Here is a 16583-nt window from a genome sequence, read left to right as displayed (position 1 = left end):
CCAGCTCCAGCAGCAGAAGCTCCAAAGGAAGAAGCTCCTAAAGCAGAAGCAGCTCCAGCTGAGGAAAAAAAATAAACTGAGGACACTATATGTGGCAAGCTCAAGTGTTTACACTTTATCCAGATATTTTTCCTGGTCCTTTGTCTAAAGGTCTATATGGAAAAGCAATGTCTAAAAATATTTGGAATTTAAAAGTAGTAAACATTAGAGATGCTGCTGAGGATAAACACAAAACTGTAGATGATACTCCTTATGGAGGTGGTTCAGGTATGTTGATGAAAGCTGATGTATTAGCAAAATCATTAGATCAAAATAAAAATGAGGGAGAAAAAATATTATATTTATCTCCTAGAGGGAAAAAATTTGATCAAAATTACGCTAAAGAATTATCGAAGGAAAAATCGGTTTCGATAATTTGTGGACACTTCGAAGGAGTTGATGAAAGAGTGTTAAGCACAAGAAATATAGAAGAAGTTAGTATTGGAGACTTTATCTTATCAGGAGGAGAGTCAGCAGCATTTGTGGTGATTGATAGTATTTTGAGACTTTTACCCGGTGTTCTGGGAAATGAGAATTCTACGGTAAACGAAAGTTTTGAAAATGGATTATTAGAGTATCCTCAGTTCACAAAACCTCAAATTTGGGAGGAAAAAGCGGTTCCAGAAGTACTTTTGTCAGGAGATCACAGTAAAATTAAACACTGGCGTTTATCTCAATCTGAGGCTATAACACGCGTCCGAAGACCAGATTTATGGGAAAAATATAAGAAGAATTAATTTGATAAATATAACTATGAAAACAATTGAAGAGATAAATCAACATAACGTTAAAAAAATACTTTCAGAAAAACAGATACCTGTATTCTACCCTGGAGATGTAGTTAAAGTAGGTGTTAGAATTACAGAGGGAAAAAAAGAGAGAATTCAATATTTTGAAGGCGTTTGTATTGCAAAAAAAAGCAGAGATTTAAACTCGTCTTTCACAGTTAGAAAAATTTCTTTTGGTGAAGGTGTTGAAAGAACATTTCCACTTTATGGAACTCTAATTGACTCAATTAAAGTTATTAGATCAGGAAAAGTAAGAAGAGCAAAATTATACTATCTAAGAGATAGAACAGGTAAATCAGCAAGGATTGCAGAAAAAATCAGAAAAAAAATTGGTATTGATGTTGATGCAAAACCTGAAACAGTTACTGAAGAAAATGTAGCACCAGCTGCAGAAGCTCCAAAGGAAGAGGCTCCTAAAGTAGAAGCAGCACCAGCTGCAGAAGCTCCAAAGGAAGAGGCTCCTAAAGTAGAAGCAGCACCAGCTGCAGAAGCTCCAAAAGAAGAAGCTACAGCCGAACAATCAACAGAAAGTACTTCAGAAAAAAAATAATTTTTTTTTCAATGTCCACTACTCTTTACGACAAAATTTGGAATGATCATTTAGTAGATCAGCAAGAAGATGGAACAGCTTTATTGTTTGTCGATAGACACTTAATTCATGAAGTTACGAGTCCACAAGCTTTTGAAGGTTTAAGAAATTCAAATAGAAAAGTTCGTCATCCTAATTTAACTTTAGCTGTTGCTGATCATAATGTTCCAACGACAGATAGAACTAAAGGGATATCAGACCAGGAATCGAAAATACAAGTTGATACATTAGAATCAAATTGTAAGGAATTTGGTGTGCAGCTTTTTGGTATGGATGATAAACGACAAGGAATTGTTCATATTATTGGACCAGAACAAGGCTTTACTCAACCAGGAACAGTTATTGTATGTGGAGATAGTCATACTGCAACTCATGGAGCTTTTGGATCATTAGCTTTTGGTATTGGAACATCTGAAGTTGAACATGTTTTAGCAACGCAAACACTCGTTCAAAAGAAAGCAAAAAATTTTAGAATTAATGTTAATGGAACACTTCCATTAGGAGTAACATCTAAAGATGTAATACTTCAAATCATTGGAAAGATTGGTACTGCAGGTGGAACAGGTTGTGTAGTTGAATATGCAGGAGATTTAATAAGATCTTTGAGTGTTGAACAGAGAATGACTATTTGCAATATGACTATTGAGGGTGGCGCAAGAGCTGGATTAATTGCTCCTGATGAAAAAATATTTGAATATTTAAAAGGTAAACCCATGTCTCCAAAAGGAGAAAATTGGGAAAAGGCAATGGAATACTGGAAAAATTTAAAAACAGATGCTGATGCAAGTTTTGATAAAGAAATAAATCTTAATGCAAATGATATATTACCGATGATTACTTGGGGAACTTCACCTCAAGATGTAATTACAATTGATGGAAAAGTACCTAATCCTCAAAATGAAAAAGATGAGGATAAAAAGAACTCAATTGAAAGAGCACTAAAATATATGGGATTAACACCTGATATGGCAGCAACTGATATCAAGATAGATAAAGTATTTATTGGAAGCTGTACAAATGGAAGAATTGAAGATTTAAGGGAAGCTGCCAAAATCTTAAAGGACAAAAAAATATCATCTCATGTAAATGCTATTGTAGTTCCTGGGTCAGGATTAGTTAAAGAACAAGCTGAGCAAGAAGGTTTAGATAAAATATTTGTAAATTCAGGATTTGAATGGAGAGAGCCAGGCTGTTCTATGTGTTTAGCAATGAATGCAGATAAATTAAAACCAGAGGAAAGATGTGCATCTACTTCAAACAGAAACTTTGAAGGAAGACAGGGAAGAGGCGGCAGAACGCATCTAGTAAGCCCTGGGATGGCAGCTGCAGCTGCAATCTCTGGTAATTTAGATGATGTAAGAAAGTATCAAAATTAAATGCAAAAATTTAATACATTAAAAAGTATTCCAGCTTATTTACCAATCGTAAATATTGATACAGATATGATTATTCCTAAGCAATTTTTAAAAACAATAAAAAGAACTGGACTTGGAAAAAATTTGTTTTTTGAAATGAGATATGACGATAATGGAAAAGAAATTAATGATTTTGTATTAAATCAGGAACCATTTAATAACTCAAAAATTTTAATTGCAGGAAACAATTTTGGATGTGGTTCATCAAGAGAGCATGCTCCATGGGCATTGTTAGATTTTGGAATTACTTGTGTGATTAGTTCAAGTTATGCTGATATTTTTTATAGTAATTGTTTTAAAAATGGAATTTTACCAATAATTCTTGAAGAAGAAAAAATAAAAGAACTTTCTGAATACGCAAATAGAAAAGAGGAAATTTCTGTAGACTTAAATGATCAAAAAATTATTTATGGAAACAATGAAATTAAATTTGAAATAGATCCATTTAAGAAAAAATGTTTGCTAGAAGGATTAGATGACATTGCTATTTCTTTAAAAAAATCTGACAAAATTGAAAATTTTGAAAATCAATTAAAAGATAAAAAACCTTGGATTTTTAATGATTAAAGTTAAAAAAAGAAAAATTCTATTATTACCAGGAGATGGTATTGGACCTGAAGTAATTGGAGAAGTTAAAAAAATAATTAACTGGTTCAATGATAAAAAATCCTTAGACTTTGAAATAGATGAAGATCTTGCTGGTGGATGTTCTTACGATAAACACGGTACACCAATAACAGATGAAGTTTTTTATAAAGCTTTAGAGAGTGAAGTTGTTATGCTTGGTGCAGTGGGAGGACCCAAGTGGGATAATATTGAGTTTTCAAAAAAACCTGAGAGAGCTTTATTAAAATTAAGAAAAGAATTAAAATTATTTGCAAATTTGAGACCTGCAATATGTTTTGAACAATTAGTTGGCGCATCAACACTTAAACCAGAGGTGGTTTCTGGTTTAGATATAATGATTGTAAGAGAATTAACAGGTGGAATTTATTTTGGTGAACCAAGAGGTATTAAACCAATAGAAAATGGTGAAAGAAAAGGAATAAACACTCATACTTATACTACTAGTGAAATTACTAGAGTTGCAAGAGTTGCTTTTGATCTTGCTAGAAAAAGATCAAACAAAGTTACCTCTTGTGAAAAATCTAATGTAATGGAAGCTGGACAACTATGGAAAGAAGAAGTTCAGGAACTTCATGAAAAAGAATACAAAGATGTTGAGCTAAGCCATATGCTTGCAGATAACTGTGCAATGCAATTACTTAGAAATCCAAAACAATTTGACGTAATTGTTACTGATAATTTATTTGGTGATATGCTTTCAGATCAAGCTTCAATGTTAACAGGATCTTTAGGATTATTACCTTCTGCATCTTTAGGTGCAAAAAATAAAGATGGTGAAATGAGAGCAATGTATGAACCCATACATGGCTCAGCTCCTGATATTGCAGGAAAAGGGCTAGCAAATCCAATAGCAACAATACTAAGTTTTGCAATGGCTTTAAGATATTCTTTAGATCTTGATAATGAAGCTGATGCTTTAGAAAACGCAGTGCAAGCTGTATTAAATGACGGTCTAAGAACGAAAGATATCCTTTCTGAGGGTATGAAAGAAGTATCTACTTCACGAATGGGTGATGCGATAATTTCAAAATTGCAATAAATCTCTAAGTATTCTAAGCTTTTTAAATGCCAAGTTATTCTGCACCTGTCAAAGATATGATGTTCCTCTATGAAAAATTGAGAGATAACAAAAATTATAATGATCTTGAAAGATATAATGAAGTCAGTTCAGATTTGGTTAAAGATATTTTAGAAGAAGCAGCTAAAATCAATCAAAATTTAATTTTACCACTTGCTAAAGCAGGCGATGAAAATCCTGCAGTTTTAGAAAATGGTGTAGTTAGAACACCACCAGGATACAAAGAAGCTTATCAAAAATATATAGAGGATGGATGGACTTCATTGTCATGCGATCCAAAATATGGTGGTCAAGGAATGCCAAAAACAGTGAGTGCTTTTTTTGACGAAATGCTGTCTTCAGCGAGTTTATCTTTTAAACTTTATAGTGAATTAAGTATTGGAGCATACAATTGTATTAATCATCACGCTACTGATGAAATAAAAGATAAATATTTACCTAAAATTGTAGAAGGTAAATGGAGTGGTACGATGTGCTTAACAGAACCTGTTTGTGGTACCGATTTAGGTTTACTTAAAACAAAAGCAGTTAGTCAATCCGATGGAACTTATAAAATAACTGGCCAAAAAATTTTTATCACATCAGGTGATCATGACTTAACAGAAAACATTGTTCATTTAGTCTTAGCAAGATCTACCGACTCTCCTCCTGGAACAAAAGGAATAAGTTTATTTTTAGTACCCAAGTTTTTAGTAAATCAAGATGGATCGGTTGGACAAAGAAATGGCATTTCAACGGGATCTATTGAAACAAAAATGGGAATTAAAGGTTCGGCAACTTGTGTCTTAAACTTTGATGATGCAACAGGATATATGATTGGTCCTAAGGACAAAGGTTTAAACGCAATGTTCACTATGATGAATCTTGAGAGAATTGTAGTTGGTATTCAGGGATTGGGCATTTCAGAAATTGCTTACCAAAATTCACTTGCTTATGCAAAAGAGAGAAAACAAGGAAAAAGTAATAATTCTAAATCTACAAATGGTGCAGATTTTATTATTGACCATGCAGACATAAGAAGAACTTTATTAAATATGAAATCAATAATTGAGGGAGAAAGAGCTTTATGCTTTTGGCTGTCTCAACAGACTGAAGTTAGTCTTCATCATCCAGATGAAAAAATTAAACAGGAAGCTTCTGATTATGTTTCTTTGATGACACCTGTAGTTAAATCTTTATTTACTGATTTAGCGATGGAGATAACGAGCGATGCTATGCAGATTCATGGAGGGTACGGTTATACTAAAGACCAAGGTATTGAACAGTTATATAGAGATAATAGAATCACACCTATATATGAAGGAACCAATTCAGTTCAAGCCGCTGATTTAGTATTTAGAAAGTTAATAAATAGAAATGGTGATGTAATTTCTAAATTTTTAGAAATGATAAAATCTGAATGTGAAAACAAACATGAAAAGGTAAAATCTTTTACAAAAGATCTTACATATTATCTTGATATTTTATCAAAGTTCACTGGTTGGATTGCTGATAAAAGTAAAATCGAAAAAGATGATGTTTCTGCAGCTGCAAATGATTATTTAAAAACACTTGGTTATATTTCAATTGCTTTTTCATGGATAAAAATCTTAGAAATTAGTTTTAAAGAATATGAAGAAAATAAAGAGTTTTATTCAGACAAAATTAATACAGCTACATTCTACTTTGAAAAAGTGTTACCAAGAGCAGAATATCATTATAAATCTGCAGTTTCAGGTAGCTCAAATATAATGAAATTTAAATTTAATTAATAATGAATCATTACGACATTAATCTGGATAGAAATAATGCAAATTATGTTCCATTAACGCCACTAACATTTTTACAAAGAGCCAAAGATGTTTATCCTGATTATGAGGCTATAGTTTATGAGGATAGAAGCTATACTTGGAATGAAGTTTATAAAAGAGCAGTAAAATTTGCCAGTGCACTTTCTAAAATTGGTATTCAAAAAGGAGACACAGTATCTTTTTTAGCTTTTAATACTCCTGAAATTTTTGAGGCACACTACTCAGTTCCAATGACAGGAGCAGTTTTAAACACAATAAATATAAGATTAGATGCCAATACAATTAATTATATTTTAAATCATAGTGATGCGAAGGTATTAGTTGTAGATAGACAATTACATGTAGAAGTAAAAAAAGCTTTAAAAAATTTAAATAAAAAAATCACTGTTATAGATATTAACGACAAACATGCTGATCAATCGAAATTGGAAAAAATTGGAGATTTAGAATACGAAAGTTTTTTAAATACTGGAGATGAAAATTTTGATTGGAAAATGCCTGATGATGAATGGCAGGCAATATCTTTAAGTTATACTTCAGGTACAACTGGCAATCCTAAGGGTGTTGTTTACCATCATAGAGGTGCGTACTTAATGTCTACGGGAAGTACTGTTGCCTGGAACATGCCTAATCGTTTAAACTTTTTAACAGTTGTGCCTATGTTTCATTGTAATGGCTGGTGCTATCCATGGACAGTTCCAATGTTAAATGGAAGAACAATTTGCTTAAGAAATATTGATGTTAAGAAAATTTTTGAGCTTATTGATAAATATGAAATTACTCATTTTGGAGGAGCACCAATAGTTTTAAATATGATAACTGGAGCTCCCGAAAGTGATAGAAAAAAATTAAAGCATAAAGTTTACGTCTTAACTGCTGGAGCACCTCCCCCAAGCATTATTTTTAAAAAAATGAAATCTCTTGGATTTGAAGTTATGCATGTTTACGGTCTTACAGAAACATATGGCCATGTTACACAATGTGCGTGGAATGATGGATGGAATGATTTGGATGAAGATAAACAAAATGAGATTAAAGCAAGACAAGGAGTGAGATATCCCAATACAGAAGGAGTAACAGTTTTAGATCCAGAGACGATGAAAGAAGTTCCTAAAGATGGAAAAACTATCGGTGAGATCATGATTAGAGGAAACGTAGTAATGAAAGGTTACTTTAAAGATAAAGAAGCTACCGACAAAGCAATGAAAGATGGATGGTTTCATAGTGGCGACTTGGCAGTTATGTTTCCTGATGGATATGTAAAAATTCAAGATAGATCTAAAGATATTATTATCTCAGGGGGAGAAAATATTTCATCAATAGAAATTGAAAATACCTTATCTAAACATCCTTCAGTTTCAATAGCAGCAGTAGTTGCTAAACCAGATGAAAAATGGGGAGAAGTACCTTGTGCTTTCATCGAGATGGTTCAAGATAAGCCTGTTACTGAAAAAGAATTAATTGATTTTTGCAAAGAAACTTTGGCTGGATTTAAAGTTCCCAAAAAGGTTGTTTTTTGTGAACTACCTAAGACATCAACTGGAAAAATACAGAAGTTTGAACTGAGAAAAAAAGTTTAGGAATCTAATTGAATTTTGAAATTGAAAATAAAAGTATTTTTGCTTCAGACAATGGCAAAGGTATAGATAAAAACAAAGATACCATTGTATTTCTTCATGGGAGTGGCTTATCTCATATTGTTTGGTCATTAAGTGAGCAATTTTTTTCAAATAATAATTTCAATGTATTATCTATTGATTTACCAGGACATGGAAATTCTGAGGGGCCATGTTTAAAAACTATTGAGGAAATAGCAGAATGGTTGGAACTTGTATTTGATGCCTTAGATCTTCAAAACTTAATTTTAGTTGGTCATTCACAAGGATGTTTAGAAATACTTGAGTATTCCCATAGATACAAAGATAGACTAAAAAAAATAGTCTTTGTAGGTGGATCTAACAAAATGCCTGTTCATCCTGATTTGATTAAACTTGCGGAAAATGGAGATTCTGATGCAGTAAAGTTAATGATGAAGTGGGGATATGAAGGCTCAAAAAAATTTATAGGTGGAAATCCAGTTGAAAGAATTATTCAATCTCCAAAAGATATTAGTGAAATACTTGCTGTAGATCTTATAGCTTGCAATAATTACAAAAATGGCTCAACCGCAGCTGGGTCAATTGAGGTTCCATCAATGTTTGTTTTTGGTTCTCTAGATAAAATGGTTAATTTAGAATCTGGAAAAAAATTCTCTCAATTGATTAAAAATTCAACTATTCATGTAATCGAAGGATGTGGGCATATGATTATGATTGAAAAAGCATTTGAAATGCGGGACAAGGTTTTAGAATTTTTAAATAAATGAAAAATTATTCAATAGCAAAATCTAGAAGACTTAGAAGTACACCATATACTTCAAGAATAGAAAAACAAGGTGTAACAGCTTATACAATCTATAATCATATGTTGCTTCCAGCAGCGTTTGGATCTGTAGAAGATTCTTATCATCACTTAAAAGAACATGTTCAAATTTGGGATGTTGCAGCAGAAAGGCAAGTTGAAATTTCAGGAAAGGACTCAGCTAAATTAGTTCAATTAATGACTTGTAGAGATTTATCTAAATCTAAAGATGGTAGATGTTATTATTGTCCTATTATAGATGACCAGGGTGGATTAATTAATGATCCTGTAGTGCTGAGATTAAGTCAGGAGAAATGGTGGATATCTATTGCAGACTCTGATGTAATTTTATTTGCAAAAGGATTAGCAATTGGAAATAAATTTGATGTTAAAATCTTTGAACCAAATGTAGACATTATGGCTGTTCAAGGTCCAAAATCATTTAAGTTAATGGAAAAAGTATTTGGCGAAAAAATAACTAAATTGAAATTTTTTGGATTTGATTATTTTAATTTTGAAGGAGCTGACCATTTAATTGCACAATCAGGTTGGTCTAAGCAAGGTGGTTATGAAATTTATGTTCAAAACACTGAGTCTGGTCAAAAGTTATATGATCATTTATTTGAAGCTGGTAAAGAATTTAATGTTAAGCCTGGATGCCCTAATTTAATAGAGAGAATTGAAAGTGCTCTTCTATCATTTGGAAACGATATGGATAACAATGATAACCCGTTTGAGTGTGGTTTTGATAAGTATGTTAACTTAGATAGTGATGCAAAGTTTTTGGGTAAGGAAAAATTAATAAAAATAAAAGAAGAAGGAATTACTAAAAAATTGATGGGTATAAAAATTGATATTAATGAAATCAGTGTAACAGGTTCTCTAGATTTGACAGATGAAAACAACAACCTAATTGGAGAATTAAGATCTGCTTGCTATTCACCTCACTTCAAAAAAGTAATTGGTATAGCTATGATGCAAAAAGGATACTGGAATCTTGAGCAAAATGTAAAAGTTGTTGTAAATGGACATAATTGCATTGGAAAAGTTTGCGATTTACCTTTCATTTAGTATAACAACCCCATCATGAATATAGCTATAGTTGGAGCTACGGGCAATGTTGGAAGAAAAGTACTAGAAGTACTTGAGAGGAAAAATTTGTCTATTTCAGAAATTTTTTTAGTTGCATCTGCAAGAAGTGCGGGTTCAAAAATTAATTTTAAAGGAAAAGACATAGAAGTTGAAAATTTAGAGACTTTTGATTTTTCAAAAGCAAAAATTACTTTTTTTGCAGCAGGTGGAAAAATTTCAGAAGCTTATGCCTCAAAAGCAGCAAGTCACAGTATTGTAATAGATAATTCTAGTTTTTATAGAATGGACCCTGATGTTCCTTTAATTGTACCTCAAGTAAATGCGGATGACTTAAAAAATATAAAAAAAAATATTATTGCTAATCCTAATTGCTCAACTGCACAATTAGTCTTACCATTAAAACCAATCCATGATTTATTTAAAATAAAAAGAGTAGTTGTAGCTACGTATCAATCAGTATCTGGTGGTGGCAAAGCACCAATGGATGAATTAGTAGAACAGACTAAGCTAGCACTAGAAAACAAAGCAATTGAATCAAAAAATTTTACAAAACAAATTTCATTTAATTTAATTCCACATATTGATGTATTTGCTGATGACGGATACACAAAAGAAGAATTAAAAATGACCAATGAGACTAAAAAAATTCTAGATCAAAATATTGAATTATCAGCAACTTGTGTAAGAGTACCAGTTTTAGTTTCTCATTCTGAAGCAGTAAATTTAGAATTAGAAAAAGATTTTACAATTGATCAAATTAAAGAATGTCTTGAGAAAATGGAAGGCTGTAAAGTTATTGATGAGAGACAAGATGGTGGATATTCAACACCACTTGAAGCCGCTGGAAAAGATGAGACATTCATTTCAAGAATTAGAGAAGATAAAACTAAAAAGAATTGCTTAAATATGTGGATTGTCTCAGACAATTTACTTAGAGGTGCAGCCTTAAATGCAGTTGAAATTGCTGAAACATTAATAAAAAATAATTTTTATGGAAAGTAAAAGACCTCTTTCTCCTCATATACAAATTTATAGATGGCACATATCATCATTAGTATCTATTTCTCATAGAATTACTGGAATAATAAATATCATAGCAATAACTTTAGTTTGTGTCTGGGTTTCTTGGCTAATTTTAGGAGAACCAAAATATGATTTGATAAACTTTTTTTTTAATTCGTTTCTTGGAAAATTTGTTGCAATAGGGTTAGCGTGGTCTTTTAGTTTTCAAATACTTAGTGAAATTAGACATTTAATAATGGATATGGGTTATGGCTATGAACTAAAGACTACTCGTATAACAGGTTTGATGGTGATCTTTGGTTCATTGATTTTAACTATTTTATTTTACTTAATTGGAAAAAACTTTTTTTAATATGAATTTAGCTACAAAAAAATGGATGTTTTTAAAATTTTCATCAATAATTTTAGTCCCTTTAATGTTTTGGTTTATAATTAATTTCATATCAGTTTATGATGGAGACTATTCTGAAGTAGTTAGTTTTTTTTCAAATAAAACAAATAAGTTTTTATTTAGTATATTTTTAATTTTTGCTTATTTTTTTTCTGCCCTAAGTATTAGTGAGGTTTTTGAGGACTATATTTCTAATGAAAAAACCAAATATGTCGCAAACAGACTTCTCTATATTTCTGCTATAATTATTCCATTATTAACAATAATAATTTTACTTAATCTAAAATAATGAGCGCTTATAATATAATAGATCATGAATATGATGTAGTTGTCTTAGGAGCTGGTGGATCCGGCTTGAGAGCCGCTGTTGGATTAAGCGAAGCTGGATTGAAAACAGCCTGTATTTCAAAAGTATTTCCAACTAGAAGCCACACATCTGCTGCACAAGGAGGTATCTCAGCTGCACTTGGTAACATGGGAGAAGATGACTGGAGATGGCACATGTATGATACGGTTAAAGGTGCAGATTGGTTAGGTGATCAAGATAGTATTGAGTATTTATGTAAAGAAGCTCCAAAAGCTGTTTTAGAATTAGAAAAATATGGAGTTCCATTTAGTAGAACTGAAGAGGGAAAAATATATCAAAGACCTTTTGGTGGAATGACAAAAAATTATGGAAATGGAATTGTACAAAGAACATGTGCTGCTGCGGATAGAACTGGTCATGCAATTCTTCATACGCTTTATGGACAAGCCTTAAAACATAACACTGAGTTTTTTATAGAATATTTTGCATTAGATCTTTTAATGAAAGATGGAGCGTGCAAGGGATTAATTGCATGGAATTTAAATGATGGAACAATCCATAGATTTAGAGCACATACTGTAATTATAGCTACAGGTGGATATGGGAAAGTCTATTATTCAGCTACATCTGCGCATACTTGCACTGGAGATGGAAATGCAATGGTATTAAGAGCTGGATTGCCTCTTCAAGATATGGAGTTTGTTCAATTTCATCCAACAGGAATTTATGGTCATGGCACGTTAATAACAGAAGGTGCTAGAGGTGAGGGTGGTTATCTAACTAACTCTAAGGGCGAAAGATTTATGGAAAGATATGCTCCAAATGCAAAAGATTTAGCATCAAGAGATGTTGTTAGTAGATCAATGTCTATTGAAATAAATGAAGGAAGGGGAGTTGGAAAAGATCAAGATCATGTTCATTTAAACTTAAGTCATTTAGATAAAGATATTATTGAAAGTAGACTTCCAGGAATTACTGATGCTGCAAGATTATTTGCAAATGTAGATGTAACTAAAGAGCCTATACCTGTTGTGCCAACAGTTCATTATAATATGGGTGGTATTCCAACAAATTACAAAGCAGAAGTTTTAACTGTTAATGGTTCAGAAAAAACTGTTCCAGGTCTGATGGCTATAGGAGAAGCAGCATGTGTATCTGTTCATGGTGCGAATAGACTTGGCTCTAATTCATTAATTGATTTAGTAGTGTTCGGAAGAGCAGCAGCAAAAAGAGCAGCAGAATTAGTTAAACCCGGAACTCCTCATGAAGAGTTACCTGAGTCTGAGACACAAAAATGTTTAGATAGATTTGATAAGTTAAGAAATGCAGATGGAAATAATAGTACCGCAGAACTTAGACTTTCAATGCAAAAAACAATGCAATCTAAATGTGCAGTATTTAGAACAGAAAAAAATTTAAAAGAAGGCGTTGATGATATTAGAAAAACTTATGAAGGAATGGACTCTATTTCTGTTAAAGATAGATCTTTAGTATTTAATACTGATTTAGTTGAAACTTTAGAATTTGATAATTTAATTAGACAAGCAGTAACAACTGTAGAATCTGCATATCACAGAAAAGAAAGCAGAGGAGCTCATGCAAGAGATGATTATCCAAAAAGAGATGATGATAAATTTATGCAACATACTCTTGCTTGGTGTGATGGAAAAAATACAAAAATTAGTTATAGACCAGTCCACAAGTCAACTTTGACTAATGAAGTTCAATATTTTCCACCACAAGAGCGGGTATACTAATGGTACAATTGAATTTACCAAAAAATTCTGAAGTCAAAAAAGGTAAATATTTTAAAGATAAAACAGGCTCTAAAAATCTTAGAAGAGTAAATGTTTATAGATGGGACCCTTCTACTGAAGAAAATCCAAGAATTGATACTTATGAAGTTGATATGGATAATTGTCCTTCAAAAGTTTTAGATATTTTAAATAAAATTAAAAACGAAATTGACCCAACATTAGCTTATAGAAGATCTTGTGCTCATGGAGTTTGTGGTTCTTGTGCTATGAACATGGGTGGCAAAAATGGTTTAGCATGCACAACTCCGCATTTGGAAATTGATGGAGATATAGACATATATCCGCTACCGCACTTGAAAGTTAAAAGAGATTTAATTGGAGATTTAGATGGTTTGTATAAACAGTATCAATCTATTGAACCCTGGTTAAAAAATAATTCAAAAAAAGAAACAACAGAAATTTATCAATCTCAAGAAGATAGAGCAAAACTTGATGGCGCTTATGAATGTATTATGTGTGCATGTTGTTCAACATCTTGCCCAAGTTATTGGTGGAATGGAGATAAATACTTAGGTCCAGCAGTCCTTCTTCAAGCTTACAGATGGATCGTTGATAGTAGAGACGAAGAAAGAAAAGCAAGATTAAAAAAAGTTGCTGATGAATTAAAACTTTACAGATGTCATACTATTTTAAATTGTACAAATGCTTGTCCCAAAGGCCTAAATCCAGCAAAAGCAATTGCAGAAATTAAAAAAATGTTAGCTACGGCTAATCTTTAAATAGACTATTAAGTTTTTTTGATTTAAAAGACCATATTCATGAAATTAATAGAGCATTTCGTTAATGGAAAAATAATTCCAGGTTCATCTGATAGAAAAGGAAAAGTATTTAATCCTGCAACAGGAGAACAAGAATCTGAGGTTAGACTTGCAAGTAAATCTGATTTAGATCAAGCAGTAGAAGCAGCCAAAAAAGCATTTGAAACTTGGTCTGCAAAACCTCCTTTACAAAGAGCAAGGATAATATTTAAATTTAAGGAATTAATAGAAAAAAATTCTGATGAGTTAACAAAGCTAATAGTATCAGAACATGGAAAAGTTTTTGAGGACGCTAGAGGATCTTTAACAAGAGGGCTTGAGGTAGTTGAGTTTGCTTGTGGAATTCCTCATTTGTTAAAAGGTGAATATTCAGAAAATGTTGGAACAAATGTTGACAGTTGGTCAATGAGACAACCTTTAGGGGTAGTAGCTGGAATTACTCCATTTAATTTTCCAGCAATGGTACCAATGTGGATGTTTCCAATAGCAATTGCTTGTGGAAATACATTTATATTAAAACCTTCAGAAAAAGATCCTTCATGTCCACTTAGATTAGCAGAGTTACTTAGTGAAGCTGGATTGCCTGAGGGAGTATTTAACGTAGTTAATGGTGATAAAGAAGCTGTTGATGCAATTTTAGAAAATAAAGATATTAAAGCTGTAAGCTTTGTCGGATCCACTCCAATTGCAAAATATATCTACGAAAATTCAGCTAAAAATGAAAAAAGAGTACAAGCACTTGGAGGTGCAAAAAATCACTTAGTAGTCATGCCAGATTGTGATTTGGATGGTGCAGTAAATGGATTGATGGGTGCAGCTTACGGATCTGCAGGTGAGAGATGTATGGCTCAATCTGTTGCGGTTGCTGTTGGAGATATTGGTGATGAACTAGTTTCAAGACTTTCAAAAAAAGCAGAGGCCTTAAAAGTAGGACCTGGTATGGATAAAACTTCAGAGATGGGACCTCTGGTTACAAAAGAACATTTAGAAAAAGTAAAAAGTTATGTTGATTTAGGAGTTGAAGAAGGTGCTAAATTAGTTGTCGATGGAAGAAACTTAAAACTCCAAGGTTATGAAAACGGATTTTATATAGGTGGTTGTTTATTTGATCACGTTAATAAAGACATGAGAATTTATAAAGAAGAAATTTTTGGTCCAGTTCTATCTGTAGTTAGAGTTAAAACTTTTGAAGAGGCTGCAAAACTAATCAATGATCATGAATACGGAAACGGAGTAAGTATTTATACTAGAGATGGTGATGCAGGCAGAACATTTGCTAGTAAAATTCAAGTAGGAATGGTTGGTATCAATGTTCCAATTCCAGTTCCTATGGCCTTTCATAGTTTTGGTGGTTGGAAAAGATCGTTATTTGGAGATAGTGGCATGCATGGCATGGAAGGAATAAAATTTTATACTAAACTTAAAACTGTAACATCACGATGGCCTTCAGGTGTGCGTACAAACGCAGAATTTGTAATGCCAACAATGAAATAAGAGGAAATAAATGAAAAAAATATCTTTAATTGGCGCAGGCCAAATAGGTGGAACACTAGCACATTTAATCGGAATAAAGGAGCTTGTTGATGAAGTTGTTTTATTTGACGTTGCAAGTGGAATAGCTAAAGGAAAGGCTTTAGATATAGCTCAATCATCATCAGTTGATGGATTTAATGTAAAATTATCAGGTACAGACGATTATAAAGATATTAAAGATTCTGATGTTATCATAATTACAGCAGGAGTTCCTAGAAAGCCAGGAATGAGTAGAGATGACCTTCTTGGTATAAATTTAAAAATTATTAAACAGGTAGCTCAAGGCGTAAAAGAAAATGCACCTAACGCCTTCGTAATTTGTATCACCAACCCTTTAGATGTGATGGTTATGGCGTTTCAAAAGTTTTCAGGTTTGCCTGCAAATAAAGTTGTCGGCATGGCAGGGATTTTAGATAGCTCAAGATTTAAACTGTTTTTATCATTAGAGTTTGGTGTGCCTGTAAGAGAGATTGAAGCAATGGTTATGGGTGGTCATGGAGATACTATGGTTCCAATGCCAAGATTTACAAAAGTATCTGGTAAACCTTTATTAGATCTTGTTAAAGAAGGAAAGATTTCTCAAGAGAGAGTTGAAGAAATTAATCAAAGAACTAGAGACGGTGGAGCAGAAATCGTTAAGTATTTAGAAAAAGGTTCTGCTTTTTATGCACCTGCAGCATCAGGAGTTCAAATGGCTGAATCATATTTAAAAGATGAAAAAAAATTATTACCTTGCGCAGTGCAGTTAAATGGTGAGTACGGAGTAGAAAATGTTTATGCTGGAGTACCAGTTGTAATTGGTAAAGATGGAGTTGAGAAAATTGAAGTAGTGGATTTAGATGAAAAAGAAAATAAAGAGTTTATGCACTCTATTGATGCTGTAAAAGCTCTTTGGAAAGCTGCCTCTAAAATAGATCCAGATCTTTCAAAATAATA

The 16583-nt window shown here is 32.3% G+C and carries 16 protein-coding genes; all 16 read left to right on the top strand.

Annotated features, from left to right (window positions below; genetic code table 11):
• The first annotated feature begins 89 nt into the window (after positions 1 to 89).
• Genes trmD through mdh form a run of 16 tightly spaced genes read left to right on the top strand, consistent with a single transcriptional unit; the run spans position 90 to position 16581 of the window.
• Entirely contained in the window at positions 90 to 776 is a 687-nt protein-coding gene (gene trmD, locus AMN99_RS01555; RefSeq protein WP_075506095.1) for a tRNA (guanosine(37)-N1)-methyltransferase TrmD, read from the top strand.
• A gap of 16 nt (positions 777 to 792) precedes the next feature.
• Positions 793 to 1377, top strand: a complete 585-nt coding sequence (gene rplS, locus AMN99_RS05940; RefSeq protein WP_075506094.1) for a 50S ribosomal protein L19 — start codon at positions 793 to 795, stop codon at positions 1375 to 1377.
• An 11-nt stretch (positions 1378 to 1388) separates the two neighbouring features.
• Positions 1389 to 2792, top strand: coding sequence for a 3-isopropylmalate dehydratase large subunit (gene leuC, locus AMN99_RS01545; protein WP_075506093.1), 1404 nt, complete (start codon positions 1389 to 1391; stop codon positions 2790 to 2792).
• Entirely contained in the window at positions 2793 to 3398 is a 606-nt protein-coding gene (gene leuD, locus AMN99_RS01540; RefSeq protein WP_075506092.1) for a 3-isopropylmalate dehydratase small subunit, read from the top strand. It abuts the gene before it with no gap.
• Positions 3391 to 4497: a 3-isopropylmalate dehydrogenase gene (gene leuB, locus AMN99_RS01535; RefSeq protein ID WP_075506091.1), complete on the top strand. Its 1107-nt coding sequence runs from the start codon at positions 3391 to 3393 to the stop codon at positions 4495 to 4497. The genes leuD and leuB overlap by 8 nt, the downstream gene beginning before the upstream one ends.
• Positions 4498 to 4523: 26 nt before the next feature.
• The gene (locus tag AMN99_RS01530) at positions 4524 to 6287 is read left to right on the top strand and encodes an acyl-CoA dehydrogenase family protein (protein ID WP_075506090.1); all 1764 of its coding nucleotides are present in this window, start codon (positions 4524 to 4526) and stop codon (positions 6285 to 6287) included.
• Positions 6288 to 6289: 2 nt separating this feature from the next.
• Positions 6290 to 7906 (top strand): acyl-CoA synthetase, encoded by a 1617-nt coding sequence (locus AMN99_RS01525; RefSeq protein WP_075506089.1) that lies wholly within the window; start codon positions 6290 to 6292, stop codon positions 7904 to 7906.
• A gap of 8 nt (positions 7907 to 7914) precedes the next feature.
• Positions 7915 to 8691 (top strand): alpha/beta fold hydrolase, encoded by a 777-nt coding sequence (locus AMN99_RS01520; RefSeq protein WP_075506088.1) that lies wholly within the window; start codon positions 7915 to 7917, stop codon positions 8689 to 8691.
• Positions 8688 to 9797: a dimethylsulfoniopropionate demethylase gene (locus AMN99_RS01515; RefSeq protein WP_075506087.1), complete on the top strand. Its 1110-nt coding sequence runs from the start codon at positions 8688 to 8690 to the stop codon at positions 9795 to 9797. Before AMN99_RS01520 ends, AMN99_RS01515 begins: the two co-directional genes overlap by 4 nt.
• Before the next feature lie 15 nt (positions 9798 to 9812).
• A complete protein-coding gene (locus tag AMN99_RS01510) occupies positions 9813 to 10820 on the top strand; it encodes an aspartate-semialdehyde dehydrogenase (RefSeq protein ID WP_075506086.1) in 1008 nt (335 codons plus the stop codon).
• The gene (gene sdhC, locus AMN99_RS01505; protein WP_075506085.1) at positions 10810 to 11193 is read left to right on the top strand and encodes a succinate dehydrogenase, cytochrome b556 subunit; all 384 of its coding nucleotides are present in this window, start codon (positions 10810 to 10812) and stop codon (positions 11191 to 11193) included. Before AMN99_RS01510 ends, sdhC begins: the two co-directional genes overlap by 11 nt.
• A 1-nt stretch (position 11194) precedes the next feature.
• Positions 11195 to 11521: a succinate dehydrogenase, hydrophobic membrane anchor protein gene (gene sdhD, locus AMN99_RS01500; RefSeq protein WP_075506096.1), complete on the top strand. Its 327-nt coding sequence runs from the start codon at positions 11195 to 11197 to the stop codon at positions 11519 to 11521.
• Positions 11521 to 13296, top strand: a complete 1776-nt coding sequence (gene sdhA, locus AMN99_RS01495; RefSeq protein ID WP_075506084.1) for a succinate dehydrogenase flavoprotein subunit — start codon at positions 11521 to 11523, stop codon at positions 13294 to 13296. Before sdhD ends, sdhA begins: the two co-directional genes overlap by 1 nt.
• Positions 13296 to 14075, top strand: coding sequence for a succinate dehydrogenase iron-sulfur subunit (locus AMN99_RS01490; protein ID WP_075506083.1), 780 nt, complete (start codon positions 13296 to 13298; stop codon positions 14073 to 14075). The genes sdhA and AMN99_RS01490 overlap by 1 nt, the downstream gene beginning before the upstream one ends.
• A 39-nt stretch (positions 14076 to 14114) precedes the next feature.
• Positions 14115 to 15608, top strand: a complete 1494-nt coding sequence (locus AMN99_RS01485) for a CoA-acylating methylmalonate-semialdehyde dehydrogenase (RefSeq protein ID WP_075506082.1) — start codon at positions 14115 to 14117, stop codon at positions 15606 to 15608.
• Positions 15609 to 15618: 10 nt separating this feature from the next.
• Positions 15619 to 16581, top strand: a complete 963-nt coding sequence (gene mdh, locus AMN99_RS01480) for a malate dehydrogenase (RefSeq protein WP_075506081.1) — start codon at positions 15619 to 15621, stop codon at positions 16579 to 16581.
• The last annotated feature ends 2 nt before the right edge of the window (positions 16582 to 16583 follow it).

The organism is Candidatus Pelagibacter communis (assembly GCF_001180225.1).
Classification (GTDB): Bacteria; Pseudomonadota; Alphaproteobacteria; order Pelagibacterales; family Pelagibacteraceae; genus Pelagibacter; species Pelagibacter ubique_D.
Note: the sequence above shows the minus strand (reverse complement) of the source record. Positions and strands in the feature narration are given on the sequence as shown.